The 26,710-nt window shown below is 65.7% G+C and carries 26 protein-coding genes and 3 tRNA genes; 8 read left to right on the forward strand and 21 right to left on the reverse strand.

The window, feature by feature from the left end; translation table 11 throughout:
- A complete protein-coding gene (locus AB0L57_RS06885; RefSeq protein ID WP_364958352.1) occupies window positions 1-1,488 on the forward strand; it encodes a serine/threonine-protein kinase in 1,488 nt (495 codons plus the stop codon).
- Entirely contained in the window at window positions 1,485-3,377 is a 1,893-nt protein-coding gene (gene pknB / locus AB0L57_RS06890) for a Stk1 family PASTA domain-containing Ser/Thr kinase (protein WP_364958355.1), read from the forward strand. Before AB0L57_RS06885 ends, pknB begins: the two co-directional genes overlap by 4 nt.
- Before the next feature lie 100 nt (window positions 3,378-3,477).
- Here pknB and AB0L57_RS06895 read toward each other — a convergent pair whose 3' ends face one another.
- The 4 genes from AB0L57_RS06895 to AB0L57_RS06910 form a co-directional block, all read right to left on the reverse strand.
- Window positions 3,478-3,843 (reverse strand): peptidase inhibitor family I36 protein, encoded by a 366-nt coding sequence (locus AB0L57_RS06895; RefSeq protein ID WP_364958358.1) that lies wholly within the window; start codon window positions 3,841-3,843, stop codon window positions 3,478-3,480.
- Between the two features lie 182 nt (window positions 3,844-4,025).
- Window positions 4,026-4,532 carry a dCMP deaminase gene (locus AB0L57_RS06900; protein ID WP_364958361.1) on the reverse strand — a complete coding sequence of 169 codons (507 nt, stop codon included), beginning with the start codon at window positions 4,530-4,532 and terminating at the stop codon, window positions 4,026-4,028.
- Entirely contained in the window at window positions 4,529-5,245 is a 717-nt protein-coding gene (locus AB0L57_RS06905; protein WP_364958364.1) for a RibD family protein, read from the reverse strand. The genes AB0L57_RS06900 and AB0L57_RS06905 overlap by 4 nt, the downstream gene beginning before the upstream one ends.
- A 3-nt stretch (window positions 5,246-5,248) precedes the next feature.
- Complete coding sequence (locus tag AB0L57_RS06910) at window positions 5,249-5,887, reverse strand: aminodeoxychorismate/anthranilate synthase component II (RefSeq protein ID WP_364958367.1); 639 nt, start codon at window positions 5,885-5,887, stop codon at window positions 5,249-5,251.
- An 82-nt stretch (window positions 5,888-5,969) separates the two neighbouring features.
- On the opposite strand from AB0L57_RS06910, the gene crgA reads away from it, so the two are divergent.
- The gene (gene crgA, locus AB0L57_RS06915; protein ID WP_364958370.1) at window positions 5,970-6,236 is read left to right on the forward strand and encodes a cell division protein CrgA; all 267 of its coding nucleotides are present in this window, start codon (window positions 5,970-5,972) and stop codon (window positions 6,234-6,236) included.
- Window positions 6,237-6,459: 223 nt separating this feature from the next.
- Entirely contained in the window at window positions 6,460-6,870 is a 411-nt protein-coding gene (locus AB0L57_RS06920; RefSeq protein ID WP_364959292.1) for a PH domain-containing protein, read from the forward strand.
- 9 nt (window positions 6,871-6,879) lie between these two features.
- Here AB0L57_RS06920 and AB0L57_RS06925 read toward each other — a convergent pair whose 3' ends face one another.
- The 7 genes from AB0L57_RS06925 to AB0L57_RS06955 all read right to left on the reverse strand — a co-directional run bounded on the left by AB0L57_RS06925 (window position 6,880) and on the right by AB0L57_RS06955 (window position 13,882).
- Entirely contained in the window at window positions 6,880-7,743 is an 864-nt protein-coding gene (locus AB0L57_RS06925) for a rhomboid family intramembrane serine protease (RefSeq protein ID WP_364958374.1), read from the reverse strand.
- 16 nt (window positions 7,744-7,759) lie between these two features.
- Complete coding sequence (locus AB0L57_RS06930) at window positions 7,760-8,287, reverse strand: peptidylprolyl isomerase (RefSeq protein WP_364958377.1); 528 nt, start codon at window positions 8,285-8,287, stop codon at window positions 7,760-7,762.
- Between the two features lie 273 nt (window positions 8,288-8,560).
- Window positions 8,561-9,397: an ABC transporter permease gene (locus AB0L57_RS06935; RefSeq protein WP_364958380.1), complete on the reverse strand. Its 837-nt coding sequence runs from the start codon at window positions 9,395-9,397 to the stop codon at window positions 8,561-8,563.
- Complete coding sequence (locus tag AB0L57_RS06940; RefSeq protein ID WP_364958383.1) at window positions 9,394-10,404, reverse strand: ATP-binding cassette domain-containing protein; 1,011 nt, start codon at window positions 10,402-10,404, stop codon at window positions 9,394-9,396. The genes AB0L57_RS06935 and AB0L57_RS06940 overlap by 4 nt, the downstream gene beginning before the upstream one ends.
- Before the next feature lie 649 nt (window positions 10,405-11,053).
- Complete coding sequence (locus AB0L57_RS06945) at window positions 11,054-12,067, reverse strand: adenylate/guanylate cyclase domain-containing protein (RefSeq protein WP_364959294.1); 1,014 nt, start codon at window positions 12,065-12,067, stop codon at window positions 11,054-11,056.
- Between the two features lie 124 nt (window positions 12,068-12,191).
- On the reverse strand, window positions 12,192-12,602 hold the full coding sequence (locus tag AB0L57_RS06950) for a hypothetical protein (RefSeq protein WP_364958386.1): 411 nt from the start codon (window positions 12,600-12,602) through the stop codon (window positions 12,192-12,194).
- An 86-nt stretch (window positions 12,603-12,688) separates the two neighbouring features.
- Entirely contained in the window at window positions 12,689-13,882 is a 1,194-nt protein-coding gene (locus AB0L57_RS06955) for an AI-2E family transporter (RefSeq protein ID WP_364958389.1), read from the reverse strand.
- A 259-nt stretch (window positions 13,883-14,141) separates the two neighbouring features.
- On the opposite strand from AB0L57_RS06955, the gene AB0L57_RS06960 reads away from it, so the two are divergent.
- Window positions 14,142-16,769 (forward strand): LuxR C-terminal-related transcriptional regulator, encoded by a 2,628-nt coding sequence (locus AB0L57_RS06960; protein WP_364958391.1) that lies wholly within the window; start codon window positions 14,142-14,144, stop codon window positions 16,767-16,769.
- A gap of 10 nt (window positions 16,770-16,779) precedes the next feature.
- Here AB0L57_RS06960 and AB0L57_RS06965 read toward each other — a convergent pair whose 3' ends face one another.
- Both AB0L57_RS06965 and AB0L57_RS06970 read right to left on the reverse strand, forming a co-directional pair.
- Window positions 16,780-16,974, reverse strand: a complete 195-nt coding sequence (locus tag AB0L57_RS06965; RefSeq protein ID WP_364958394.1) for a hypothetical protein — start codon at window positions 16,972-16,974, stop codon at window positions 16,780-16,782.
- Window positions 16,959-17,654 (reverse strand): alpha/beta fold hydrolase, encoded by a 696-nt coding sequence (locus AB0L57_RS06970; protein ID WP_364958397.1) that lies wholly within the window; start codon window positions 17,652-17,654, stop codon window positions 16,959-16,961. Before AB0L57_RS06970 ends, AB0L57_RS06965 begins: the two co-directional genes overlap by 16 nt.
- Window positions 17,655-17,983: 329 nt before the next feature.
- Between AB0L57_RS06970 and AB0L57_RS06975 the strand changes: the two genes are divergently transcribed.
- The gene (locus AB0L57_RS06975; protein ID WP_364958400.1) at window positions 17,984-18,694 is read left to right on the forward strand and encodes a GntR family transcriptional regulator; all 711 of its coding nucleotides are present in this window, start codon (window positions 17,984-17,986) and stop codon (window positions 18,692-18,694) included.
- Between the two features lie 2 nt (window positions 18,695-18,696).
- Window positions 18,697-19,521: a sterol desaturase family protein gene (locus AB0L57_RS06980; protein ID WP_364958403.1), complete on the forward strand. Its 825-nt coding sequence runs from the start codon at window positions 18,697-18,699 to the stop codon at window positions 19,519-19,521.
- 16 nt (window positions 19,522-19,537) lie between these two features.
- On the opposite strand, the gene AB0L57_RS06985 is transcribed toward AB0L57_RS06980, so the two are convergent.
- The 4 genes from AB0L57_RS06985 to AB0L57_RS07000 form a co-directional block, all read right to left on the reverse strand.
- Window positions 19,538-21,085 carry an FAD-dependent monooxygenase gene (locus AB0L57_RS06985; RefSeq protein WP_364958406.1) on the reverse strand — a complete coding sequence of 516 codons (1,548 nt, stop codon included), beginning with the start codon at window positions 21,083-21,085 and terminating at the stop codon, window positions 19,538-19,540.
- Between the two features lie 73 nt (window positions 21,086-21,158).
- A complete protein-coding gene (locus tag AB0L57_RS06990; RefSeq protein WP_364958409.1) occupies window positions 21,159-22,223 on the reverse strand; it encodes a lipocalin-like domain-containing protein in 1,065 nt (354 codons plus the stop codon).
- A gap of 30 nt (window positions 22,224-22,253) precedes the next feature.
- On the reverse strand, window positions 22,254-23,501 hold the full coding sequence (locus AB0L57_RS06995) for an oxygenase MpaB family protein (RefSeq protein ID WP_364958412.1): 1,248 nt from the start codon (window positions 23,499-23,501) through the stop codon (window positions 22,254-22,256).
- Window positions 23,502-23,505: 4 nt separating this feature from the next.
- The gene (locus AB0L57_RS07000; protein WP_364958414.1) at window positions 23,506-25,290 is read right to left on the reverse strand and encodes a multicopper oxidase domain-containing protein; all 1,785 of its coding nucleotides are present in this window, start codon (window positions 25,288-25,290) and stop codon (window positions 23,506-23,508) included.
- 180 nt (window positions 25,291-25,470) lie between these two features.
- Between AB0L57_RS07000 and AB0L57_RS07005 the strand changes: the two genes are divergently transcribed.
- Window positions 25,471-26,076: a TetR/AcrR family transcriptional regulator gene (locus AB0L57_RS07005; protein ID WP_364958417.1), complete on the forward strand. Its 606-nt coding sequence runs from the start codon at window positions 25,471-25,473 to the stop codon at window positions 26,074-26,076.
- 35 nt (window positions 26,077-26,111) lie between these two features.
- Here AB0L57_RS07005 and AB0L57_RS07010 read toward each other — a convergent pair.
- The 4 genes from AB0L57_RS07010 to AB0L57_RS07025 all read right to left on the reverse strand — a co-directional run bounded on the left by AB0L57_RS07010 (window position 26,112) and on the right by AB0L57_RS07025 (window position 26,610).
- Window positions 26,112-26,184 (reverse strand) — tRNA-Ala (locus AB0L57_RS07010).
- Between the two features lie 14 nt (window positions 26,185-26,198).
- Complete coding sequence (locus tag AB0L57_RS07015; RefSeq protein WP_364958420.1) at window positions 26,199-26,306, reverse strand: DLW-39 family protein; 108 nt, start codon at window positions 26,304-26,306, stop codon at window positions 26,199-26,201.
- 125 nt (window positions 26,307-26,431) lie between these two features.
- Window positions 26,432-26,504: transfer RNA gene (locus AB0L57_RS07020), tRNA-Ala, on the reverse strand.
- Window positions 26,505-26,536: 32 nt separating this feature from the next.
- Window positions 26,537-26,610: transfer RNA gene (locus tag AB0L57_RS07025), tRNA-Ile, on the reverse strand.
- Window positions 26,611-26,710 lie beyond the last annotated feature (100 nt).

Consider the following 26,710-nt stretch of genomic DNA (forward strand, 5'->3'; position numbering starts at 1 on the left):
ATGCTGAACAACGGTGCCCTGATCGCGGATCGGTATCGGCTGCAACGACTGATCGCCACCGGCGGTATGGGCCAGGTGTGGGAAGCATTGGACACCCGGCTGGATCGCCGGGTCGCGGTGAAGGTACTCAAGGCCGAGTTCTCCGCGGACCCGACCTTCCGGCACCGGTTCAAGACCGAGGCCAAGACCACCGCACAGCTCAACCATCCGGGGATCGCCGGGGTCTACGACTACGGCGAGACCTACGATCCGCAGGCCGGTGAGACGGCCTATCTGGTGATGGAACTGGTCCAGGGCGAGCCGCTCAACGCGGTACTCAACCGGCTGGGCCGGCTGTCGGTCGGCCAGGGCCTGGACATGCTCGAGCAGACCAGTCGCGCACTCGAGGTCGCACACACCGCCGGTGTGGTGCACCGCGATGTGAAACCCGGCAATATCCTGGTCACCCCGACCGGACAGGTGAAGATCACCGACTTCGGTATCGCCAAGGCCGTGGACGCCTCACCGGTCACCAAGACCGGCATGGTGATGGGCACCGCCCAGTACATCGCCCCGGAACAGGCCACCGGCGAGGACGCCACCTCGGCCAGCGACGTGTACTCCCTCGGCGTCGTCGGCTACGAGGCGCTGTCGGGGCAGCGACCGTTCAGCGGTGACGGCGCCCTGACCGTCGCGATGAAACATGTGCGCGAGGCGCCGCCGCCGATGCCCGCCGATCTGCCGCCGAATGTGCGCGAGCTGATCGACATCACGCTGGCCAAGGATCCGACCCAGCGCTACGCCAGCGGCGGCGAATTCGCCGATGCCGTGGCGGCGGTCCGGGCCGGACGCCGCCCACCGCGACCGCGCGGTGGTGGCGGTACGACCGGCGCCGCGCGCATTCTGCCGCCGCCCGGGCCCACCGCCGTCATCCCGCGCGGTGACTACGAGGGCGCGACCGTCCGCTATCCGGCCGCCGAATCCGCCCAGGGAGCTCAGCCCGGTTCGACCGCGATGATGCCGGGTCGTGCCGCCGGCACACCGGCGGACGATCCCGAGACCTCCCGCTTCACCACCGGTCAGAAGGTGATGGCCGGACTGGGTGTCGGCGCGGTGCTGCTCGGCGGGCTCGCGGCCTGGGTGCTGTTGAGCGGTGAGGCTCCGGTATCGACGGACTCGCCGACCAGACCCACGACCACGGTCGTCGCGCCGCCACCGCCCCCGGTGTGGACCACGACCGAGGAACCGACGACGACCGAAGCGGCGCCGCCGCCCGTGGTGACCACGACACCGGAGCCGACCACCACGACTCCGCCACCGACGACGACCACCACGACACCACCGACGACCGCGCCGAGCACGACCACCCGGCAGCGGCCGACCCGCACCACGCACTCGACAACGGTCCCGTACTACCCATCTCTCGACCTACCATTACCGGGGGTCGGCGGTGCACACGAAGCCGACAGCACCACGGTTCCGGACACCTCCTCACAAGGACTGCCATGACGACCCCGAAGAATCTGTCTTCTCGCTACGAGCTTGGCGAGATCATCGGATTCGGTGGTATGTCGGAGGTTCACAAGGCTCGTGACCTGCGGTTGGGTCGTGATGTGGCGATCAAGGTGCTGCGCGCCGACCTCGCCCGCGACCCCACGTTCTATTTGCGCTTCAAACGTGAGGCGCAAAATGCCGCGGCGCTGAACCATCCGGCGATCGTGGCGGTGTACGACACCGGCGAGGCCGAGGTGGACGGCGGCCCGCTGCCGTACATCGTCATGGAGTACGTCGACGGCGAGACGCTGCGCGATATCGTGCGCGGTAAAGGACCGCTGCCGCCGCGCCGGGCGATGGAAATCATCGCCGACGTCTGTGCCGCGCTGGATTTCAGCCACAAGAACGGCATCGTGCACCGCGATATGAAGCCGGCGAACATCATGATCAACCGCCAGGGTGCGGTGAAGGTGATGGACTTCGGCATCGCGCGCGCCCTCGCGGACAGTTCCAACCCGATGACCCAGACCGCCGCGGTGATCGGCACCGCGCAGTATCTGTCACCGGAACAGGCCCGCGGTGAACAGGTCGATGCTCGTTCCGATGTGTACTCGGTCGGTTGCGTGCTGTACGAGATCCTCACGGGACAGCCGCCTTTCACCGGTGATTCGCCGGTAGCGGTGGCGTATCAGCACGTCCGTGAGGATCCGAAGCTGCCGTCGCTGGTGCATCCCGGTGTACCGCGTGAACTCGACTCGGTGATCCTCAAGGCGATGGCCAAGAACCCGGCCAACCGGTATCAGAGCGCGGCCGAGATGCGCGCCGACCTGATCCGGGTGCTGGGCGGCCAGAAACCGCATGCGCCGACGGTGATGACCGAAGAGGACCGCACCACCTTCCTCAGCAGCGACGACCCCGAACCGCGCAGCTATCGCACGGTCGATTCCGGCGACGATGCGGAACCGGAAGGCTCGGATCCCCACCGGCGATTGTGGATCGGCATCGGCGCCGCGGCCGCGGTGGCCGTCGCGATCGCGCTGCTCTGGGTACTGATCGGCCCCGGCAGCCGGCCCGACCAGGTCGGTATTCCACAGCTGTCCGACAAGCCCGCCCAACAGGCACAGGACGATCTGCAGAAACTCGGCTTCAAGGTAACCATCCAGCCCAAGCCGGACCCCAAGGTCGCCAGCGGAAATGTGGTGTCCACCCAGCCGCTGGGTGGTTCTCGTGTCGACAAGGGATCCAACGTGACGGTGCTGGTGTCCAGCGGTCCGCAGCTGGTTCCGGTACCGGATCTGTCCCACAGGACACAACAGCAGGCGCAACTGGACCTGAACGATGCCGGCCTCGCGCTGGACGGGCAGGTCCAACGCGATTGGTCCAGCCCGGAGGACAAGGACAAGGTGGTCCGCCAGGAACCGCCGCAGGGTTCGAAGGCCGACAGCGGCAGCCCGGTCAAGATCTGGCTGGGCAGGGGTCCCGAGCAGGTCCGCGTGCCCATAGTTACGGGTCAGCAGATCGATGTGGCGGAGCCGAACCTGTCCACGAGTGCCGGGTTCAAGGTCGTCATCCAGAAGGTCCCGTCCTCGCGTCCGGCCGGCGAGGTGATCTCCACCGATCCGTCCGGCGGATCGACGGCTGATCGCGGTTCGACCGTCACCGTGCAGGTCTCCAGCGATCAGATCCAGATGCCCAATCTCTACGGACTCACCCCGTCCGAGGCGATCAGCAAACTGCAGGCCGCCGGCTGGCAGGGAACCGCGGCGCAAATCAGCCAGACCACACAGGGCACTCTGGTGGCGGGAAATATCGGACGCATCATCGATCAGAATCCCGGAGCGGGTTCCTCGGTAGGACGCAATGCCACGATCAGCATCGTGACGGGGGTTCTCGCCCCACCGTGAGTTCGGTGCACGAACGGAGTTCGCCCGGAACGTCGAGGCCCTGAGGACCTCGAGTTCCGGGCGAATTCGTTTCCGGCGTTTCGAGCGTACGTTTCCGAGATCAGTAGCCGATGTGCGAACGCATCGGGAAATCGGCGAAGTTCGCACTGCTGATGCCCGGGACGTCGACCGAACGTCCCGTGCAGTTGTCGTTCTCGAAGTACCGCTGATTCACCCTGCTGGCGTTCTCGGCGGATCGAACAGTGCCGACCATGAACTTCCAGCAGTACTCGGTTGCGGGAACACCGCTCTCACCTTGTCCGACCAGTCCCAATTCCGACCAGTTGCACACATCGCCCGCACTGCAACCGCTGACGAAACTCACGCCGGTCTTCGCATCACCGGTCGTCGCGGCGTCCGCCTGCGCGACACCGGCGGCCGCGAGACCCACCGTGATCAGGGCAGAAATAACCAATTTCTTCGACATGGATCCCCTCCGATTACCGTCGCTCCCCGCGACATCCCCCGGTAGCAAGATGGAATATCAAGCCCCCGTTGAGCTTTGAGCCCAACGCAGAATGCTACCGGCACCGCTTCGATCACAGCGAGAATATGACTCAGGTCACAGCTCTGGGGAGCAGAGTCGGTGTCCGGGACCCCGCACGGTACCTATATGCGCAGATGGCGGTTCATCGACATGGCCTCCTCGGCCAGATCCGGGATCTCGACCACCTCTACACCGTGCTGACGCAGGCGCTCCACACCGACACAGTTCTCCACGAATGTTCCCGGTTCCCGCCATGCGATGACCACGCGCCGGATACCGGCGGTGAGAATTCGTTCGGTACAGGGCGCGCGGTCGACCGAAGCCCGGGTCGAACAGGGTTCGAGGGTGCTGTAGATCGTGGCCGTCGCCAGGCGCGGATCCGGACCGATTTTGTTCAGCGCCGATTCCTCGGCATGCACCTTCGCATCGGCCTCCCGGGAGTATCCGTGCGTCAACTCCACCCCGTCCGGGCCGACGATCACCGCGCCGACCGAGAATGCGGTGCTACTGGACGGGCACAGCCGGGCGAGGCCGATCGCGTGATGCATCCAGAATCGGTGCGCGCCCGGTTCTCCCGGGATGCGACTGCTCGACTCACTGGTCCGCCATGCCTCGGATTCGGTTGTCACTGTGGGGTTTCCATTGTCGTCGGGCTCCCGTCCGCCGGTGTCGACTGGCTCAGGTAACGCAACACCGCGACATCTCCCAGGCGGGTGACATCGTCCAACACCATTCTGCGCCGCGATCCACCCGGATACCGCGCGGGATGCAGGAATCGCGGGGCGCCGCTGTCGCCGACGAGTACCGGCGCGATCGCCAGCAGCAATTCGTCGGCCAGATCGGCCGACAGGAACGCGGTATGGATGCGACCGCCGCCCTCGACCATCAACCGGTCCACGCCACGCTCACCCAGATCAGCGAGCAGTGCGGCGAAGTCGACTGCCGCGCCCAGGGCCACGACCTCGGCGTATCCGGTCAGCCGATCGCCGATGCGTGCCCGTCCCGCCGTGGTCGTGTACACCAGGCGCGCACCACCCTCGTGCCAGAACCTCAGATCGGGATCGAGATCGCCACTCGCGCTGACGATCACCCGCAGCGGGAATTCCGGACGGTCTGCGGCGATCCGATCCCGGCGGCGCTGCTCGCTACCTACCAGCAGACGCGGATTGTCGCGGCGCAAGGTCTCGGCGCCGATCAGGATCGCATCGGCCGCGGCCCGCTCCCGGTCCACTCGATCGAAATCCTCGGCATTGGACAGCAGTAGTCGCTCGGGCCCGGTGTCATCGATGTATCCGTCGATGCTGGTGGCCACCGACAGAACCACGTACGGTCGCGGTGTCATCGCTCAGACCAGCGCCGCGACCTCGGCTTCGAGCATCTCGACCAGCCCCTCGGCCGGGCGTTCACCGCAGACTTCCAGCCAATTGGCCAGCATGCGGTGACCTCCTCGAGTCAGTACCGACTCCGGATGGAACTGCACGCCGTGAATGGGCAGTTCGCGATGCCGCACGGCCATCACGATTCCGCTCTCGGTCCGGCCGGTCACCTCGAGTTCCGCGGGCAGCGTGTCCTCGAGGACGGTCAGCGAGTGATACCTGGTGGCGGTGAACGGATCGGGCAGGCCGGCCAGCACACCGGAACCGATGTGGAAGACCGAACTCGTCTTCCCGTGCAACAGCTCGGGCGCGCGGGTCACGGTGGCGCCGAAGGCCTCTCCGATGGCCTGATGTCCCAGGCATACGCCCAGCAACGGGGTGTTGTGGCGGGCGCAGGCATGGACCAGGTCGATACTGGCGCCGGCCCGGTCGGGAGTACCCGGTCCGGGGCTGATGAGCAGGCCGTCGTAGCCGGTCACCACGGCGTCGACCGGGTCCAGCCGGGGATCGTCGTTACGCCAGACCGTCGCATCCACACCAAGCTGGCCGAGGTACTGCACCAGGTTGAATACGAAGCTGTCGTAATTGTCGACGACGAGAATGCGCATGGTTGGAGCGTACGTGGCACCACCATCGATACGCAGCTGAGATAGCCTTTAGGCAGACCTGCACGCCGAATACGAGGACGTCATGCCCAAGTCGAAGGTCCGCAAGAAGACCGACTACCGGATCAACCCCACCAGCCGCACCCCGGTGAAGGTGAAGGGCGCTGGTCCGTCGCCGGTCTGGTACGTGTCGATCATGCTCGGCTTCATGCTCGCCGGGCTGGCGTGGTTGCTCGTCTACTACCTGGGCGCCGACCACATCCAGTGGATGAGCGATCTCAATGCCTGGAACTTCTTGATCGGTTTCGGGCTCATGGTCGTCGGCCTGATCATGACCATGCGCTGGCGCTGATTGTGCCGATGCACAGCTGACTGCAGTTACATCGGTGTTATTCATTCACACCTGTGGATGATTCTGTGGACAACTCGAGGAGCAATTGGGGACCGTGAACGCATCCGAGTCCGATCACCCCGATTCGAATAACACCGAATCCGATCACCCGGGCGCCGACCACGCCGTTTCCGGCGGGCCCGATGCGGCGCCCCGGCTCGAGTGGTCCACACCGGCGGCTGCCCTGGTCGTCGTCGCACTGGGCGGTGTCGCCTTCGCGGTCGCGGCGGTCGTCGCCGCCGATGCCCCCAGCCGTCTGCTGATCGGCCTGGCCGCGGCGCTGCTGCTGTGCCTGGCGGCGCTGGGACTGCGCCAGCGCCCACGGCTGTCGGTGATCCCGGGTGAACCGGCCCAGCTGGTGATCCGTGGCCTGCTGGGTCCGGTCGGCTACCGGCCGGACCAGATCCTGCGCGCTCGAGTGACGAATTTCCGGCGGCTGGGCCGCAGCGTTCCGAATCTCGAACTGGATGTCGATCACAAGGGTGAGGAACGACTGCTCGTCTTCGGCCGCTGGGATGTCGGCACCCATCCACAGGACGTCCTCGACGTCATGACCGTGCACGGCCTGGTCCCCGCCGAACCCCGGCAAGCCTGACGGCGCCGATCAGGACAGGGCCGCCGCGCCCACACCGATCAGCGCCAGCGCGACCACCGCGATCCCGGCCACCGCGGCCCATCCGGTCCGCACCACCGATTCCCGCGTACGCGCGTGCAACCACTGCGGCAGGAACAGAATCCCGCAGGCGGCGAGGGTGCCGGCGAGCAGACCACCGAGATGGCCCCACAGGGAGATTCCGGGCAGCGACACGCTGATGATCAGATTGATGACGATGAGGATCAGCATCTGTGTCGGACTCTGCCGCAGCCGCAGCAGAATCACCGTCATCGCACCGAACAAGCCGTAGATCGCGCCCGAGGCGCCGGCCGTGGCGGTATGGGTGGCCAGCAACATCACCGCCGCCGAACCACCCAGCAGCGAGGTCAGATAGACCGCGAGGAATCGAGCGCGCCCCAGGACCGCTTCGGTGTCTCGCCCGAGGATGTAGAGCGCGAACATGTTGACCGCCAGATGCAGCGGCCCGTAGTGCAGGAATCCGGCGCCGACCACCCGGCCCCACTGTCCGTGGGCAACAGCGGGCGGTTCGAGTACCCAGTCGAAGAACAACCGGGACAGATGATTGTCGGCGATGCTGTGCGCCTGGCTGGCCGTGACCGCGAAGACCGCCACATTGATCGCGATCAGCACATAGGTCACATACGGTACCGATCGCGCGGTGGATGCCGGAGCGGTCGGTGTCACCGGCCGAATGTCGGTGCGGCCCTGTGCGAGACAGTCCACACAATGCTGACCGACAGCGGCCGGTCGCAGGCATTCGGTACATGCCGCCCGCCCGCATCGGGTACATGCCAGACCGGTGGTGCGATCGGGATGGCGATAGCAGGTGGATGCGGGCGGTTGCGGATTCACGAAACTCCGATGCGGATCAACTCAGGGTGATGCTCGAAATGACGACCGACTCCTTGGGGCGATCGTTGCGGTCGGTCGCGGTGGTCGCGATGGCGTCGACGACCTTGCGCGAATCCGGATCCACCACCTCACCGAAGATGGTGTGCTTGCGGTTCAGATGAGGCTGCGGGCCGACGGTGATGAAGAACTGCGAACCGTTCGTTCCCGGTCCGGCATTGGCCATCCCCAGCAGGTAGCCCCGATCGAAGCGCAATTCGGGGTGGAACTCGTCGGCGAATTCGTAGCCCGGCCCGCCCCGGCCGGTACCGGTCGGGTCGCCGGCCTGAATCATGAAGCCGTCCATCACACGGTGGAAGATGCCGCCGTCGTAGAACGGACCGGCGGTACCGCCGCCGGCGTTCTTGGTGGTGTACGGCGCGCTACCGTCGGCCAGCCCCACGAAATTGCGCACGGTCTTCGGGGCGTGGTTACCGAAGAGCGAAATCTTGATATCGCCGAGGTTGGTGTGCAGCACGGCCACGGCTGTCTGATTCGGTGAGGTCACGCGAAATATCGTGCCATGGGTCTAGCCGCTTACGCGGCCCGCCTCCGGACCTGTCGTCGCGACCACATGTCCGAGCCGCGGCGGCTCGGCGGCCGGTTGCGGTGGTTGCGGCCGGCGATTGGCCGCAGCCCATGCGGCGCCGCCCGCGAGCGCGCCCAAGGTTGCCACGACGAGCCGGTTACGCAACCGACCGGATTTCCGGGTAGTCCCCAACTGCATGGAACCATGCTGTCACAGCAATTCGAGGCCCGCAGTAGCCGCAGGTGAACGCCCTCAGCGACTCACCGAACGCTTGAACTGCCACAGGGCGAGCGGCACGAAGATCACCAGTATCGCGAGCACCCAGATCAGGGTGGTGGCCACGGGATGTTGCAGCGACCAGACATCGGGAGTGGGATTCGCGGGGCTCGTGTTGCCGAACAGATCGCGGGTTGCCTGTGTCACCGCCGATACCGGATTCCATTCCGCGATGACCCGCAGCGGAGCAGGCAGTACATCGCTGGGAACAAAGGTGTTGGCAATGAAGGTCAGCGGGAAGATCACCATGAAACTGGCGTTGTTGAACACCTCCGGAGCCCGCACCAGCAAACCCACCACGGCCATGATCCAGGAGATCGCGTAGGCGAACAGCAACAGAAGCACGTAGGCGAGTACGGCCTCCAGGAACGACCCGTGGATCCGCCAGCCGACGATCAATCCGGTGATCGACATCACCACCAGGCTGACCACGTTGATGACCACATCCGCGACCGTGCGCCCCACCAGTACCGCCGACGGTGCCATCGGCAGCGAACGGAAACGGTCGATGATGCCGCGCTGCATGTCCTCGGCGAGGCTGGTGCCGGTGAAGGTGGCGCCGAATACCGATGTCTGGGCGAAGATTCCGGCGATCAGGAATTCCCGGTAGGAGGTGCCCTGCACCGTGATCGCCGAACCGAAGATGTAGGCGAACAGCAGCACGAACATGATCGGCGACAAGGTCGAGAAGATCAGTACGTCGGGTACCCGTTTGATCTTGATGACATTGCGCTTGGCGATGGTGAGGCTGTCGCCGACCACGATGGCGGCGTGTGTGGCCAGCGAGGGCCGGCCGGTATCGGTCGTGATCATCTTCGCTGCCCTTCGGTGATCTGCTCCCCCGCCGGTACGTCCCCGGACACATCCGGGTCTGTCGATTCTTCCGCCTCGTGGCCGGTCAGGGTGAGGAAGACATCGTCGAGCGAAGGCCGACGCAACCCGACGTCCTGGATCCGCACACCATGTGTGGACAACCGCTCGATGGTGTCGACCAGCGCCTGCGATCCGTCGTCGACCGGGATCGTGAGGCGCCGCAGCCCCTGTTCCACATGGATGTCGCCGACGGCGAGACTCGCCAGGGCCTCCCGGGCCGTCGCGAGATTGTCGATGTGCTCCACGGTCAGTTCGATCCGGTCACCACCGACCAGGGTCTTGAGTTCGTCGGCCGTACCGCGTGCGATCACCCTGCCGTGATCGATCACCGCGATCGAATCGGCCAGCCGGTCGGCTTCCTCCATGTACTGCGTGGTGAGTAGCAGGGTGGTACCACCGGCGACCAATTCCTCGATCACATCCCACAGATCCAGTCGGGCACGAGGATCCAGCCCGGTGGTGGGCTCGTCGAGAAACAGCACCGGCGGATTGGCCACCAGAGCGCCGGCCAGATCCAGCCGCCGCCGCATTCCGCCGGAGTACCCCTTCACCGGGCGATCGGCCGCATCGCTGAGGCGGAAGCGGTCGAGCAACTCCCGGGCGCGCTGTTTACTGCGCTGGATACCGAGGTGATAGAGCCGGCCCACCATTTCCAGATTCTCGAAACCGGTGAGGTATTCGTCGACGGCCGCGTACTGACCCGACGCTCCGATATGCGCCCGCAGCCGCTGAGGTTCGGCCAGCACATCGATACCGGCCACGGTTGCGCGCCCCGAATCGGGGATGAGCAGCGTCGTCAGTACGCGGACCGTGGTGGTCTTCCCGGCGCCGTTCGGGCCGAGCAAGGCCGTGACGGTTCCTTCGGGGACCGCCAGATCGAGTCCGTCGAGGGCGATCAGCCGACCATACTTCTTGACCAACCCCTCGGCGATGATGGCGTCGGGCATTCGCTTCCCCTGCCGTTCGATGTGGATGTGTGCCGAGTATTGCCCACACCACCGACATGTTGCCCGCACCGCCGCGGAATCGGCCAGAAAAGGTGGTCGCACCCCGTCCGGCGGTGCTCGGGGGTGCCGGTGGGGTGCGACCGAATAGATACTCTCGCCTCGGGCTCCACGGGTCTTGCGTAGTGCACTACCTGTCCTACGCGCACGGCTACTCACCCTGCGCCCAGGACAGTGTCCGAAATGTGAAAACGCCCACCCAGCAGGCATGGCCTGCGGTCCCACAGCACCGATTCGGCGAACCCCGGAGAGCAACCGACGACCCCGCTCATTTCAACTGGAAACGGTGGATCATGGTGCAACACAACATGATCCATGACCCAGCGGACCCACACTATGTGGTGGCGACCGAGTACATACCCACGGCCCGCAACACGCCAGGAAAAAATATCCGGAAACTGGCGGCCCTCATGCGTACACAAATGAGAATCGTCGCGTAGGATCATTCACGTCGGCCCCTCCCCCCCGGGCCGACCCTACGCGGGCCTCGGCTAACTCCCCCCCTTCGCCGAGGCCCGCTTCTAATTCCCGGACTATTTTCAGCCGGTCACCACAGGCCGTTCGTATCGATAAGTACCGGGCGGCAACGGTTTCAGCGCTCGCCGTTGCGCCGCAGCACATGCGAACGCAGCCGGCTGATACCACGCACCCGCACGCTGCGCAGATGCCGCAGAGCGAAGTCCGATTCGCCGTTCAGGCGCGCGGCCACGCCATCGTCCACCAATACCGTTCCCGGGCGCGCGACACCGGTCAGCCGGGCGGCGGTGTTCACCACGGAGCCGTACAGATCGCCGAATCGCTGCAGCACCCGGCCATAGGCGAGGCCGACCCGCAAATCCGGTGTGGCCCCGGCATCGAAGGTCGCCTCCTGAATGGCGAGTGCGATCCGTGCACCGGCCACCGCGGACTCCGCCGCGAACATCACCTCGTCACCGACGTTCTTGATCACCCAACCACCGTTGACCGTGATCGCGTCGGTCGTGATCGTTTCGAACGACTCCAGCAGATCGGTCAGCTCATCTGGGTCCAGATGCCGGGTGAGCCGGGTGTAGCCGACCATATCCGCGAAACCGACGGCCAACTCGCGCAACGTTTCCGCGGTGCCGTCGCCGGCCATCGACCGTGCCATCGCGGCCGCCAGGTGCCGCCGCCACGCATAGGCTTGTACTTCCTGTAAGGCCGTCACCACCTCGGTGGTGGCCTCGAGTGCCACCTTCGCCTCGTCCACGGTGGGGTCGTTCGCGGTGATCGAGCGAATCCGATCGGCGATCTCGTCGGCGACCAGGTCCACCTGCCATTCCGCCAGCCGCGCCATGGATTGACCGAGAGTGCGCGCGGCGGCCTGCTGCCGCCGGACATCGGCATCCGACAGGGCATCGAGACTTCGGAAATTCCGGACCGCCTGCACGTCACCGTCGGTGTAGTCGATGGCCTCGTCGTCGGGGTTGACCGGAAATCCGAGCGAAATCCACAGTCGTCGTGACAGTTCCGCGGGTACGCCCGACAGTTCCGCGACATCGTCGCGGGTGTACCGACGAGGACCGTCGAGTAGATACGGCTCGACGACCGATTGGATCAGTTTCGACAACTCCGGAGAGGCCATGATTCGACGATACGGACCCGTCGGGTGGTCGACTCACCCGTGGTGATTTGTCACAGTCCGGGTCCGGTCCCGATACGACTGTGGTCGGGTTCCACGTGGAACCCGACCACAGTGTCCCTGGTCCCCGTCAGAGGTCCCGGCCGGGCTGCCAGGTGGCGACCGCCCAGATCACCACCACATTCAGCGCGATCACCAGAATCGACCACGCCGGGTAGTACGGCAGCCAGAGGAAGTTCGCGAGAATCGACAAGGCCGCCAACGTGATTGCCGTGACCCGGCCCCAGCCGGTCCCTGTCATCAGCCCCAGCGCGGCGATCACCAGCAGGATCCCCAGCACGATGTGGATCCATCCCCAGGTGGTCGTATCGAACTGGTAGACGTATTCGACACCGGCTACGAACAACTTGTCGTTCGCGACCGCCGAGATGCCCTCCAGAATCGAGAGAACCCCGACGGTGATCAGCAGTATCGCGGCACCGATCGAGGTTCCGGCGGCGATGCCCTGGCGAACGGGATGTTCCTGCGGCGTTGTTGTCATGGCGAAACTCCTTCTCAACCGAGGGGTCTTCCCATGAATGTGCCCACCGCGTCGAACGTTGGCTTCACCCGTGGAGGGTGAGTGTCCTAGCCGGGCGGGGCGGCGCTCCCACCGATCATCTGCTCGCCGCCACCGTCCGTCTCATCGGTACCGCTCATCGCGGCGGCAACGTCCGGCCCGGCATCGCCGTCGGCGTCCGGGGCGCGCTCCTGGATCAGCACCGAGACCCACCGCGTGGTCGGATCGATATCGAGCAGCAGCGCCTTCATCAACAGTGTCAGCGGAATCGCCAGCAGTGCACCGAGCGCCCCCAGCACCCACGCCCAGAACACCAGTGACAGGAAGGTGACGGTGACGCTGAGCCCCACCGCGTCTCCGACGAACTTGGGCTGGATGATCGACTGGATCACGAAATTGATGACCGAGTAGACGACGATGACCCAGATCATCAGCACGGGACCGCTGTCGAGCAGAGCCAGCAGCGCCGGTGGCACCAGTCCGATGACGAAGCCGATATTCGGGATGTAGTTCGTGATGAACGACAGCAACGCCCACAGAATCGGCAGCGGCACACCCATCAACCACAGGGCACCGCCGTCGAACACGGCGACAATCAGACCGAACACCGTCGACACCACCAGGTACTTCCGGGTACCGCGGGCGAATGCGGTCAGGGCGTAGGCGATCTCGGGCCGCGCCCTGGCGACCACCGCCAGTTTGCGATCGATCATCATCCCGTCCATCGCCATGAACAGCAGCAATGCCAGCACGAAGAACAGATCGGAGAAGATGCCGAGCGCATTGCTCAATGTGGTCGACAGCAGATCCACGACCTTGCCCACATCGACCCCGTTGAGCGTGTTGCGGATCTGTTCGGTATCCACACCGGCATCGGCGAGGGTGTGGCGCACGCCGTCGAGCATGCTGTTCAACTGGTCGGAGTACTTGGGCAGTTCGGTCGCCAACTGCGCCACGGACAGCACCAGCGAACCCAGCAGCACCACCAGGATCAGCACCACGATGGTCAACGCGGCGATCATTCCGATCCATGGCCGCCAACCCCGCCGCTGCGCCCAGCTCTGCACGGGTTGTACGAGCATGGTCAGCATCAGCGCGAGGAATGTCGGGCCGATCACGCCGGCGAATGCCTTCATACCGCCGATCGCGACCACCGCTCCTGCGGTGGTGAGTACCACGATCAGGCCACGTGGAAGCGACCACGTGGCTCCCGAGGCCGGCGGCGGGGCGGCCTGCTCTCTGCGGGATCGAACTCGTTGCATCCGGATACCTCGCCGCCTCGAAAGGATGTCACCGACTTCTCCTTTCGGAACCCTACGTCCCGGCGACGTGGTGATCGGCCTACGCCACGGATGTGCGAGGGACACCAGCCATGAACAGACCCGTACGAGACCGATTCGAAACCATGACGGAAGGCACAATTCGACGAGGACCGGCAAATTATTAGTGTACGTTTCAGTTTTAAGACGGTAAGGCTTCAGGAAACTGCTTTCACGAGAAGGCAAAGCTCCGGGAGGCGCGTTGACTGCTTCACCGAGATCTACCCATTCAATATTCGATAGCTCGAGTGTTGCCAACATTCGAAGCGGACTACAGCCGGGCATACCCAAGCTCTGCGTCACCGCGCTCCCACTTCCCGCTGCCCGGACCCGCATCGACGAGGCCGCCGCGGCCGGCGGGCACACCGTATTGATCTGTGCCCCTGCGGGAAGCGGTAAAACCGTGCTCGCCACCGATTGGGTCACCCACCGATGCGAATCCCACGTCGGCTGGCTGACCTGCACCGGCCGCCCCGGCGAATCCACCGACCTCTGGCGCGCGATCGCGAGTGTGCTCGATCTGCCCATCGCGGCGCCGAACTCGGAGGAGTTCACCGCACCACTCGCCGAACCGGCACGGTTGATCGATCGATTGGCCCAACGGCACCGGCCGACCGTCCTGATCCTCGACGACGCCCACCTGCTGACCGACCCGATTGCCCTGGCCGGGTTGGAATATCTCGTCACGAACGCCCCGCCGGATCTCACCACCATCGTCACGGGCCGTTTCGATCCGCCGGTGCGCTGGCACACCCTGGACCTCACCGGCCGCCTCACCCGGCTGGGCGCCCGCGAACTCGAGCTCGACGAGCACCTGACCGCGCGCCTGTTCGATCAGCACGATCTGCACCTGTCCGACACCGAGATCGCCGGAATTCGGAAACTCACCTGTGGCTGGGCCGCACTCGTCCGGATCGCCGCGATATATCTGGCCGCCGATTCACACGACCGGGCGGCCGCTCTGGCCGCATTGGCACAGGCGCCGCATGCGGTCAGCGATTTCCTGGTAGGCGAATTGCTGGCGTCGTTGTCCGAGGACGCACTGAACTTCCTGCTCACCACGGCCGTACCCGAGGAATTCACCGTCGAATTGGCCACCGAACTCGTCGGCGATACCGCCGCGGCAACGCTGGAACAGTTGCTGCGCAACAATCTTCCGATCAAGGCGGTCGCACGCGACGGCGAGGTGTGGCACAGCTACCACCCGATGCTGCACACGTATCTACTCGCCGAGGGCACGCGCTGCCTGCCGGACCGGATCCGCGAGATACACCGCGGTTGTGCGACCTGGTATGTGGCGACCCGGATGCCGGCGACCGCTTTTCACCACATACTCGCCGAACCGGGCCGGCCGAATATCTCCCGCTTCATCCGAGAACACGGCCCGCGCCTGGTATTCGGTGGCGATGGGCCCGGATTCCTCGCCCGGCTCGACGAGATCGGTGAACTCGCCGACGATCAATTCGTACAGTTGCTGCGGATCGCCGAGTCCGCCGGCCGCGCCGATATCGCGGCCGCCGGTGCTTATCTCAATCGGTTACTGGCCGAACCGTATCCGGCCTCCGCGCTGGTACCGGCCGCCTGGCTGGCCATCCTGCGCGATGCGGTGGTCGCCGATGTCGCGAACGCCACCGGAGAGCAGGCGACGATGCCGGTTCCGGCCACTCTGACGCCGACCGGTCACGCCGATCTGGACTGCTACATCGTGTTGCAGTCGGCGACCGCACAGTTGCATCGCGGTGAGATCGAGCGAGCCGAATCCGGCTTGTGGCATGCGCTGGCCCTCGCCGAACGCGCCGGGCTCGGGCGGTTCGTCGTGCGGGCGGCCGCCGACCTGGCCCTCTGCGGAGGTTTCGCCGGTCGTTACACGGTCATGTCCCGGCGGGCCGCACATGCGCTCGATCTCGCCGAAAAGTATGGACTGCAGGCACATCCGGCGGTCACCGAGATGGACGCGACGATCGACTACGTCAGATACCTGCAGGGTGATCCCGTCGAGTCCGGCCCGGCACCGATTCCGGACACCGGCCGCCTCACTCCCGCACCGGCCGCGGAACAGCAGGCGATGGCCGTGCACCATTTGATCGAATCGGATTCCGTCGCGAATCGCTTCATCGCGGCCGATGCGTTGCGGCTGCAATTGCTGGAGATACTGACCGATCGGACGCCGACGGCGCCGTGCGGCAACTTGCTCCTGCACGCGGTCCTGGTGCTGCTGCGGATCCAATCCCGGGTCAGTGCACAGACTTTGACCGAGCGAGCCGCGGCCGTCCTGGGGCGCACACCCGAGATCGTGGTCGCCGAGGCGGCGTTGTCCGAATATGCGCAAACCTCGTCGACGACCCTCGAACTCCTCCGCCCGTTGCTGACCCAGGACGACAGATTGTCGCCGATCACCGCGGTCACGGGCTGGCTGTTCTACGCCTCGGCCTGTGATCATCTCGACCGCCCGGTGAAGACCTACGGGGCACTGTCACACGCACTGCGCCACGCGGCTGCGGATCGGATTGTGCGCCCGTTCGTGGATGTGCCCGGAACCGTTGCGCTGCTGGATGGTTCGGTCGGCCGCTTCGGTCATCACGACATGCTGGTCGATCGGATCCGGGCCCATCCGCTGGCCCGGTCGGCCGGGCAGGGCCCCAAATTGACCGAAACCGAGATTTCGGTGTTGCGCCAGCTCCCGTCGGGCATGACGACGCTGAACATCGCCGAGGGCATGGGGGTTTCGATCAATACCGTCAAGACCCACCTACGCGGGATCTACCACAAACTGGGCAGCGGCTCGCGTGCGGCAGCCATCAGCAGGGCACGTGAACTCGGGCTGATCTGAGCCCAATTCGTCAGGCGCTCAGGAACTCTCTGATCACCGGCCAGGTCGATTCGGCGGCCTTCGGTCCCACCATCAGGCCGAGATGGCCACCGCTCACCTCGGCGAAGCGCACCTCGGACGCGCCGGTGAGCAGCTCCGGTCCGCGGCGCACCGAGCGGGCGGGCACCAACATATCGGTGCGACCGCCGATCAGCAGTACCGGCACATGAGCTTGGACAGCTCCACGACCAGGTCCGAACGCAGCCGGACAACCCCGTCCGCCAGCTCGTTTCGCAATACCGGACTGCGATGGATCTGCCAGAGCGACCGCCCCGGATAGCCGGGCATGCTCGCCATGAATCGGTCGACCGCCTCCATCCGCGCGAGCGCCTCGGTATCGGCCGCATGCCGGGCGATGAACAACGGCTTGGTCAGCTCCCGGTCGAAGGCCTGCAGCCGGAACCCCAGCCGGACCAGTTCGCGCGGCGCGCCACCGAGCAGCCGGGTCGCCATCGCGACACCGCGACCGCCGGTCACCCGTCCGGCGATCCGCACCGGCACCAGAAACGGCGTGTGCCGCTGATCGAACGGGGTCGCCAGTCCGGTGACGGAGGCAACCGGCAGATCCGCATCGGCCGCCGCGGCGAGCATCGCGAGCACCCCGCCGAGCGACCAGCCGATCACATCCACCGGACGATCGTGGGCGGCGGCCACCCGGCGGACGGCGTCCGGCACGATGTCGTGGGTCCAGTGCTGGAGTCCGAGTTCGCGGTCGCTGTAGTCGAAGTCGCCGTAATCGATGACGTACGGCTGCTTGCCGATTCCCAGGAGATACCGGACCAGGCTCTGCCCGTCGCGCAGGTCGAAGCAGGCCGGCGTCACCGCGAGCGGCGGCACCAACAGCACCGGATTTCCGATCGCCGGTTCGGCACGGTCGTAGCGCAGCAGCCGGTTGTGCGGTTCCTCGCTGACCGGTGTCGACGGCGCGGGCCGTTACGGCTCGATGCCGTCACCGAACGACACCGCCCACACATTGCGCGCGGCGCGTGGCAGATCCGCAACGAACGCGACCACCGGTAGCTCCCTCCCGATTCCACCACGGCTGTCCCGCGGATCCTCGCGATCGTAATCGGCCGGGCAATTTTGCCGCTACGCAACGTTACATATACCACCTCCACTGGCAACACTGGTACAACCAGTTGACTTGTTGAGAAGTATCGGTCAAGGTGGCGACCATGGAGTTCACCGCCGTCTCCCGCACCGCCGTCTCGGATACCGTCTTCGGCCAGTTGGTCGAGGCGATACTCAGCGGGCGGATCGCACCCGGCGAGGCACTGCCCTCGGAACGGGAGCTCGCCGAAACCTTCCAGGTCAACCGGCATGCGGTCCGTGAGGCCCTGCGGCGAGTCCAGCAGGGTGGGCTGGTGCGTGTAGCCCAGGGCGGTAAGACCCGGGTGCTGGACTGGCGCGCGAACGCGGGGCTCGAGGTTCTGTCCTCCCTGGCCGCCGCCGGCGCGCTACCACCGCAGCGACTGCTGCGTGATATCGCGGTGATGCGCCGCTCGGTCGCCGCCGACGCGGCCCGATTGTGCGCGCAGACCGCCGATGACGAGCAGATCGCGGCGGTCGAACAGGCGGCGCGCGACTATCCGGACGCGACGGCCGATCTCGCCGAATCGACCGCGGCGGATCTGGAGTTCTGGACCGCGGTCATCGACGGGTCCGGGAACGTGGCCTACCGGCTGGCGATGAACACACTGGTCCACGGCTACTTCGATATCGGGATGCCGGTGATCGCCGAATTGGGTCTCAACAAGGAATACATCGACGCCGAGGTCCATCGGGAACTGGCGCGGCGCATCGCGGCTCGCGACGGAGAGGGCGCCTACGCGCTGGCTCACGAATTTCTCGGCCGCTTCGCCGCGGCCCTGGGTGCGAAAGACTGACCATGTTCGACCTGATTGCCCATGCCATACCGGTTTTCGTCATCTGCCTGATCGCCGAGGCCGTCTCGTTCCGCTTCCTGCCCGATGACGACGAACTCGGCTACCGGTTCCGCGACGCCACGACCAGTGTGATGATGGGGCTGGGCAATGTGGTGGTCAATATCGGCTGGAAACTGGTGGTACTCACCGTCTTCGCCGCGGCGTACCTGATCACGCCCCTCCAGCTGTCCCCGGCCGACCCGCTGACCTGGATCGCACTGATCGTGGCCGACGATTTCGCCTATTACTGGTACCACCGCACCCACCACACCGTGCGGATGCTGTGGGCCAGTCACGTCGTGCACCACTCGAGCGAGTTCTACAACCTCTCCACCGCACTGCGTCAGCCCTGGACACCGTTCAGCTCGCTGCCGTATTGGATTCCACTGGCACTACTGGGATTTCCACCGTGGATGATTCTGCTGCAGCAGTCGATCAGCCTGGTGTATCAGTTCTTCATCCACACCGAGCGGGTCGGGACGCTGTGGCGGCCGATCGAGTGGGTGTTCAATACGCCGTCCCATCATCGGGTGCACCACGGCTCCAACGATCGCTATCTCGATCGCAACTACGGCGGCATCCTGATCGTGTGGGATCGGCTGTTCGGCACCTTCGAACCCGAATCCGAGCGGGTGCGTTACGGCCTGACCACCAATATCGGCACCTTCAACCCGGTTCGCGTGGCCACACACGAATTCGCCGCCATCTGGTCGGATCTGGTTGCCGCCCGGTCCTGGCGCGATCGCTGGGGATACCTGCTGCGCGGACCGGGCTGGGCACCCGACTGAGCCGTCGGCCGAATCGTCACGGCACCTGTGCGGGCGCACCGAACCAGCGGCGCAGCGCGGCGGTGAGGTCCGGAAGGTCGCGGACCACGCCGCCCTCGTCCGCAGCCCAGGCCACATATCCGTCCGGCCGGACCAGTATCGCCGCCAGGTCCGGAAAGCTCGGGGAATCCAGTGGTTTCGCCGTGACGGTCCGGATCCGGTCCCGCCAGCCGGCCGCGGCGGCACGCAGTTCCGCGGAATCGGTGAGGTCGAACAGCACACCTGCGCCCGAGCCGAAGTGCTCGGCCACCCGCGAGCCGTCCGACAGCGCCAGATCCGGCACCACCGCACCGACCAGCCGATGGCCACCACCGAGGTTGTACCGGTGCAGGACACCGGATATCCGCTTGAGCACCGCGGTCGCGCCGTCGCCGGTGGACAACAGCTCGGCCATCACCTCGCGCAGGGCCTTGCTGCGGCGATCCAAGCGCATCAGCGCCACCTGGGCACGAGTCCATTCCAACACCCACGCACCGATCGGATATCGCTCCGCGGTGTACGTGTCGAGCAGTTCCTCCCCCATCCGCCCGGCCACGACCGCGCCCAGTTTCCAGCCGAGGTCGACGGCGTCGCCGATGCCGAGATTCAGGCCCTGCCCACCGAAAGGCGAATGCACATGTGCCGCATCACCGGCCAGCAGCACGCGGCCCTTACGGTAATCCGATACCTGCCGCGTGTTGTCGGTGAACCGGGTGGCCGAATGCACGGCCGTGATACGCACCGGCACACCGGTGACACGGCGCAGACTCGCCTCGAGTTCCGCGGCGGTCACCGGTGCGTCGCGCTCCGCCGGCGGCCCGTCGAGTTCGACGGTCAGGAATCGCCCCGGCGTCGGCCCGTAGACGTAGATGCCGTTGTCGGTATCGTTCCAACCCAGTTGCAGCCCTTCGGTATCCGACATCTCGACGACCGCCTGCCGCCCGGTGATCTCCGGATCGATTCCGGGAAAGTCGAATCCGGCGAGTTTGCGGACCACACTGCGGCCGCCGTCGCATCCGACCAGCCAGGCGGCGCGCATCGACTCGGCGCCGCAGTGCACGGTCACGCCCTTGCCGTCGTCGGTCAGGCCGGTCAGTTCCAGCCCGCGGCGCACGACCACACCCAGTTCCGCTGCCCGGGCACCGAGGATCTCCTCGATCCCCTGCTGATTCACCAGCATCGTCAGGGCCGCGGGCCCCACCCCGGCGAAGTCGGGATCGTCACCATCGATCACATCGAAGGGCAGCATGATCCCCGCGAAATGACCGGCGATCGGGGGCCGATCGGCAGGGATCGTGGAGGGACCGGCGAATGCCCTGATCGCCTCGATCGCCACCTGCTGCCGGGCCAGCAGTTCGGGCAGCAGGCCGCGGCGATCGAAGGCCTGGGCGGTGGGCACATTGATGGCGCCGGCCTTGATCGTCCGGTCCAGCTCCGGCAGCCGCTCGACGACCAGTACGTCGACGCCGGCCAGTCGCAGCTCACATGCCAGCATCAGCCCGACCGGGCCGGCGCCGGCGACAACCACATCGAATGTCTCGTTCATGACATTCACCCTGGCCGCGCCGGCTTGCAGCACCCTTGCGTGGCGAATGCGTGGATTTCGATCCACGCAAGTGTCAGGTCAGCGCCACCAGCTCGTGCAACGTGGTGCCTGTGCGGCGGACCGGTTCACCGGCACCGTGCACGGTTAGCTCGAAAGCGGATTCGAAGCGGAAATAGCCGGGATGGCCGATCAGCCTGTGCGCCAGCGGCTTCAGCAGGCGCGAGCCCACCAGCGGGATATCGTCGAGCAGATCGTGGGCATGGATGACCCGTTCCACGTCCAGGCGCAGCTCCACCTGGTCGGGTACGGACAACTCGATCCATTCCGGATAGTTGCGGCCGGCGGTGGCATCGAACCGCCCCGGGCCCTCGCGCAACCGCATCTCACCGGTCGAGAGGACGATCCGATCGTGCTGGGCCAACATCAGCGGCGCGATCTCGTGCGCACCACGCCGCGCCTGGGTCAGCACATCGGCGAACAGCAACGAGTAGTCCCCGACGTACAACCGGCCCCAATGCCAGCGCTCGATGATCTTGCGCATATCACCGACGCCCCAGTTGTGGTCGGCGTACCCGCGACCGGTGACCTCCGATCGCACACCGTCGATGGTGACCGTCCCGCTCACCCGGGCGCGCGGCGCCCCGACGACCCAGCCGAAGGAATCGCCACCGCCGAAATGGGTTTCGCCCTTCCCCGGCATCCAGCTCGGTAGCTCGTTGTCGAACCGGAGGTCGAACTCCAGACCGTCCTCGGCCAGCCGCAGATGATGGGTCGGTAGTCCATCGGGCCGGAATTCGGTGTGCGCGTGGTTGTCCCCGATCCGGACGTCCATCGCCTCGGCATCGAACGACGCCTTGTCGCGCGAATATTTCCGTGCGATCTGGCGACGGCTGCCATCTGGTTGATAGACCATCAGCTCGACCCAGGGCCGGGAGTGCGGCAGGTCCTCGGGACGTCGCTTGGTCAGGAATCCGACCACGGTGATCCCGCTGTCCAGCCGGGCATCGAAATACCAGTGCTCGAACGCCAGTGAACTCGCGGCGGGATGTACCGCGTTGTGCCGGGATTCGACCACGGTCAGTTCACCGTCCCGGCGCCCGGGGCCGTTCCACGCCTCGATGATGTCGGTGTTGTTCATCGGCTCATCTCTTTCATCGACCTGTTCCCGTCAGCGGCGCAGCGCGCCACTGGCATCGAATTCCGCTTCCCTGCCCTGCATCTGGGCCCGATACCAGTTCTCCCGATGCCACACCATCACCTGTTCGTGCACCCGGCCGATGGGCGGAAGCCGCCGGGCGAACTCCATCGCGGTGATCAGCGGGAGCCGCAACACCGGAATCAGCAACCACGGAAAGGCCGGAGGCAGCGTGTATTTCCGCCGGGTGCCGGGCGCCATGTACATCGCCGAATAGACCGAGTTGATGCGGAAGTTGTAGGCGGCGCGAATCCGACTCCAACCACGATGTTCCGGGCGCGGGGCGAAGGCCACCGGATACGACTCGATCAGTTCCGCACCGTGATCGCCGGCATCGTAGGAGCGCGACGCGATCGTCATCGCGAGCACCCGCAGCGAATCCACGATGGTCTCGGGATGCCACTGCAATCGGACGCCGAGCAGATATCCCATGTACCGCTGAAAGTGCAGCAGCGCACGGATTTCCGACGGCGTCGTCTGGTATCCGAGCGCCCACAATCCGAGCCCCGGTGTCACGCTGCCCGCGATCAGGGTCAGCAGCTGATAGGTCTGGCTGATCGGCAGGCCCCACCGCTCGATATCCCATTCCGGATGCTCGGCGACCTTCGCGCGCACCGACACATGCATCACGCGTACCTTCAGCGCGGTGGCACGCCCGGTCGATCCGGGCGTCAGCAACGCATTCGGCTGCGATACGTCCATCCAGAACCGGCAGGTCTCCAGATACCTTCGCAATGCGCTGTTTCCGGCGTATCCGCCGGCCAGCGACAACGGGGTCGCCACTGCGGATTCGGTGTACATCTCCAGGGTTTCGGCACCGGCGAAGCTGAACAGCATGGTGCCCCAGCGCCGCCAGATCGCGGCGCCCTGCTCGACCAGCTCCGGCCGCACCCACTCGGGGACCGTCTCGAACTCCGCGAACAACTCCCGCATGGATTCCGGTGCCTCGGGCACGGCATCGATCCCCCCGTGCAGCGCCTGATCGAGGAGGCGCCGGCCGGCGGCCGAACCGCCGGGCCCGTGCATCACCTCGGCGACGAACCGCTCCGCGACCGGATCACCGGCGAACAGATCCTCGGTGAGGGCGCGGGCCTGGTCGTCGGTGGGAAAGAGACCGGCGCCGGTGACCTTTCGTACAGCGGCCTCGAGCCGCCGTACCATCGGCGTCCGTTTCGCCTCCCAATAGCGGAATGCGCTGGGGCATGTGATGGTCTGGGTCATCTGTTCACCGCACCGTTCGGAATCGCAGCATCATGTCGTGGTCCTCGTGATCGAGCAGGTGGCAATGCCATATGTAGCCGCGCAGGTCCGAATCACCCTGCGCGGCATGTGCATCCGAATGCGACGTCATGGCCGTCGCCGGATTGAGTCTGGGAAAAGAAGCGTCGGGATCGAAGCCGAGTTCTTCCGCGGTCGGGAAGCGCACCACGACGCGGGTCACGGTGCCGCCGTCGACGCGCACCACATCCTTCCAGCCACATTCCCACGGAGCCGGTGGTTGCGGCGGTCCGGCCAGGAAATCCTGCGGGTCCGGTGTCCAGCGCACCCCGATGGGCGGTTGTGGATGGGCCAGTTGGTAATCCACCGTGCGCAGCGGCGTCCGGCTCAGAATGCGGAACGTCACCAGGTGGATGTGGATCGGATGGGGATCCGGCGTGATGTTCACGATGTTCCAGACCTCGGTCGTGCCCTGGCGCGGCTGTTCGATATCCGGATCGGAGTAGCGGAGATTGTTCAGCGACATGATCGCCGGGGGCATCCGCGGTTCGTAGGGCTGGCTGACCGTCAGATCGCGGCCGAGAGCCGGTGCCTGTACGGGAGGTAGCAGGGCGGGTTGCCGTGGACCTCCGCGCAACGTCTGCGGTACCGCTGCCCGGAATCCGGTGCGATCCCGCACCCGGAACCGGCAGAACACCGGCATCGCGACCTCGCCCAGCACCGCGGCCTGGAAAACCGGCTGTTCGTCATTGCGGAGTTCGACGGTGTCCCCCGGCGCGAAATCGGTGAAATCGACCAGTAGATCGACTCTTTCGGCGGGAGCGAGCCGCAGATTGCGGACCTCGACCGGCGCATCCAGCAGACCATGATCGTTCCCGATCACCCAGAACCGCATGCGATTACCGAGGAACAGATTCCACACGCTGAACGACGCTGCGTTGATCACACGAAACCGGTACAGCCCACGCGCCACCGGAAGTTCCGGCCACGCCACCCCGTTCACGACACCGACATCGCCGACGCCGCCGCCTTCCCACAGGCCCTGGGGGACAACGGTGGTGGAACGCAGGCTCTGCCGTCCCTCCGGGGTGAAGATCTTCTCCTGCAGTATCAGCGGCAGCTCGAACTCGTCCGCGGGTAGCCCCAGCGGATTGTCCGAGCGACCGGTGTCGAATTCATCGCGGAGCAAGACCGTTCCGGCCAGTCCCGCATAGACATTCGCTCGGGTTATCCCCATGGCGTGGTCGTGGTACCAGAGATGTCCGGCCGACTGCCGGAACGGGAATTCGTGATCCAGCTCCTGCCCGGGCAGCACGAGTTGTTCCGGGTGACCGTCGAAGGCCGGCGGTGTGACCCCACCGTGCAGATGCAGCGATGCCGGGACCGTCGTCCGGTAGCTGTCCGCGACACCGTGCAGGCTGGTGTCGATATCAGCGGCGAACGGGTGCGCGCCGAGCCGGTTGCGGAAGCGCACCGCCAACGGCGAACCGGCTTCGTGCTCGATCGTCGGGCCCAGATAGCTCCGGCCGTTGTAACCGAACGCGGGCACCGCGGGGAGATCCCGATGGAAGCGATGTTCCGTCGTGTCGGCGATCAGGTCCAATCGAGCACCGGTGACGATCGGCAAGCGCGGCAGCTCGTCGACGAATTTCCGCAGCGGTGGGGAGTGGAACAGCAGCGGGCTCGCGAATCCCGGCGGATCGGCGGCCGCGACCGACCGGCCCACCGCGGCAGTGGCCAGACCGGCGCCGATACCTCGCAACATCGCGCGGCGCCCGATCGGTCGATACATCCCTCGCACCTTCCGTGGTGACCACACTCGCCTTTCGGCATCGCGACCATACCATTGAGTACAGTTGACGGTACTCGATTGAATGGACTGATCGGAGGTGAGCCGGACGCACATCGGATTCGCGGACGGCCGACTCCCCTACGATCGGGTGATGCACCCGGTCAGCACAGCGGTGAGGCGATGACAGCGCCGAAGAAGGCCCCCCAGACCAAAAAGGCCGAGGCCCAGCACCGTAGCCGTCGGCAGACGGCTCGGCTGTCCTACGAGGACTGGGTGAACGGCGCCCTGGATCTACTCGCGCGGGAGGGCGTGACAGCGATCCGGATCCCCCGGCTCTGCCAGGATCTGGGCGTCACCAAGGGCAGCTTCTACTGGCATTTCGACGATCTCGAACAGCTCATGGCGGCGATGGCCGACCGGTGGGGCGAAATGCAGGCCGAGGCCGTGCGGGCACTCGCCGATCTGGACTCGATCCCGGTCGAGGCACGCATCGAGAAGATGGCGGCCATGCTGGTGGATCCGCGGCACTGGATGGTCGAGGCGTCGGTGCGGGAGTGGTCACGCACCGACGCGACGGTGGCCGATGCCGTGCGTGCGCTCGACCAGCGCGTCTTTCGCACGGTTCAGACGATCATGCTCGATCTCGGCTTCGATCCGGTACAGGCTCGGCAGCGCGCGGGCGCGATGGTCTACCTGGGTATCGGCTTGATTCACGGCCGCGACAATCTGCCCACACCCACACCGGAAGAAGTACAGGGAGTCGTCGATCTGCTCATCCGGCCGTGACGGCCGGACTGCGCCGATGAACCGGCGCGGGGCGGTGGAGCCTAGGGGAATCGAACCCCTAACCCCTGCCTTGCAAAGGCAGTGCTCTGCCAATTGAGCTAAGGCCCCGGTGAGGCGCAGGCTCAGCGCGCGGTCACCTCTTGCCACAGATCCGCATCGTTGCGCTTGCGAACCTTGGTGACTGCGAAGACAACTGCGGCCAGGACACCGATCGTCAGAAGAAGTTTCATGTGGTCCACCCTACTGGGCCGGAGCGGGTAGGTCAGCCGGCGCCTGCGCTGAACGACAAGGCGAGGGACCAGGTGACGACGGAAGCCGAAAAGAACGAATCCCCCCGGATTTCGATCGAAAGAAGTGGAGCCTAGGGGAATCGAACCCCTAACCCCTGCCTTGCAAAGGCAGTGCTCTGCCAATTGAGCTAAGGCCCCCTCGGCCGCTGTCGCGACCAGGTATGTAGATGTGGGCCTAGGAGGACTTGAACCTCCGACCTCTTCGTTATCAGCGAAGCGCTCTAACCGCCTGAGCTATAGGCCCGTACCGTTTCGTCCCGACTGCGCGCGTCGTGACTTGACTCGGTAGAGACTACACAACCCCCCGATTGCTCTCCAAAACGCCAGGTCAAGGCCGCCTCAAA

It is taken from the genome of Nocardia sp. NPDC052254 (genome assembly GCF_040679495.1).
Taxonomy (GTDB): domain Bacteria; phylum Actinomycetota; class Actinomycetes; order Mycobacteriales; family Mycobacteriaceae; genus Nocardia.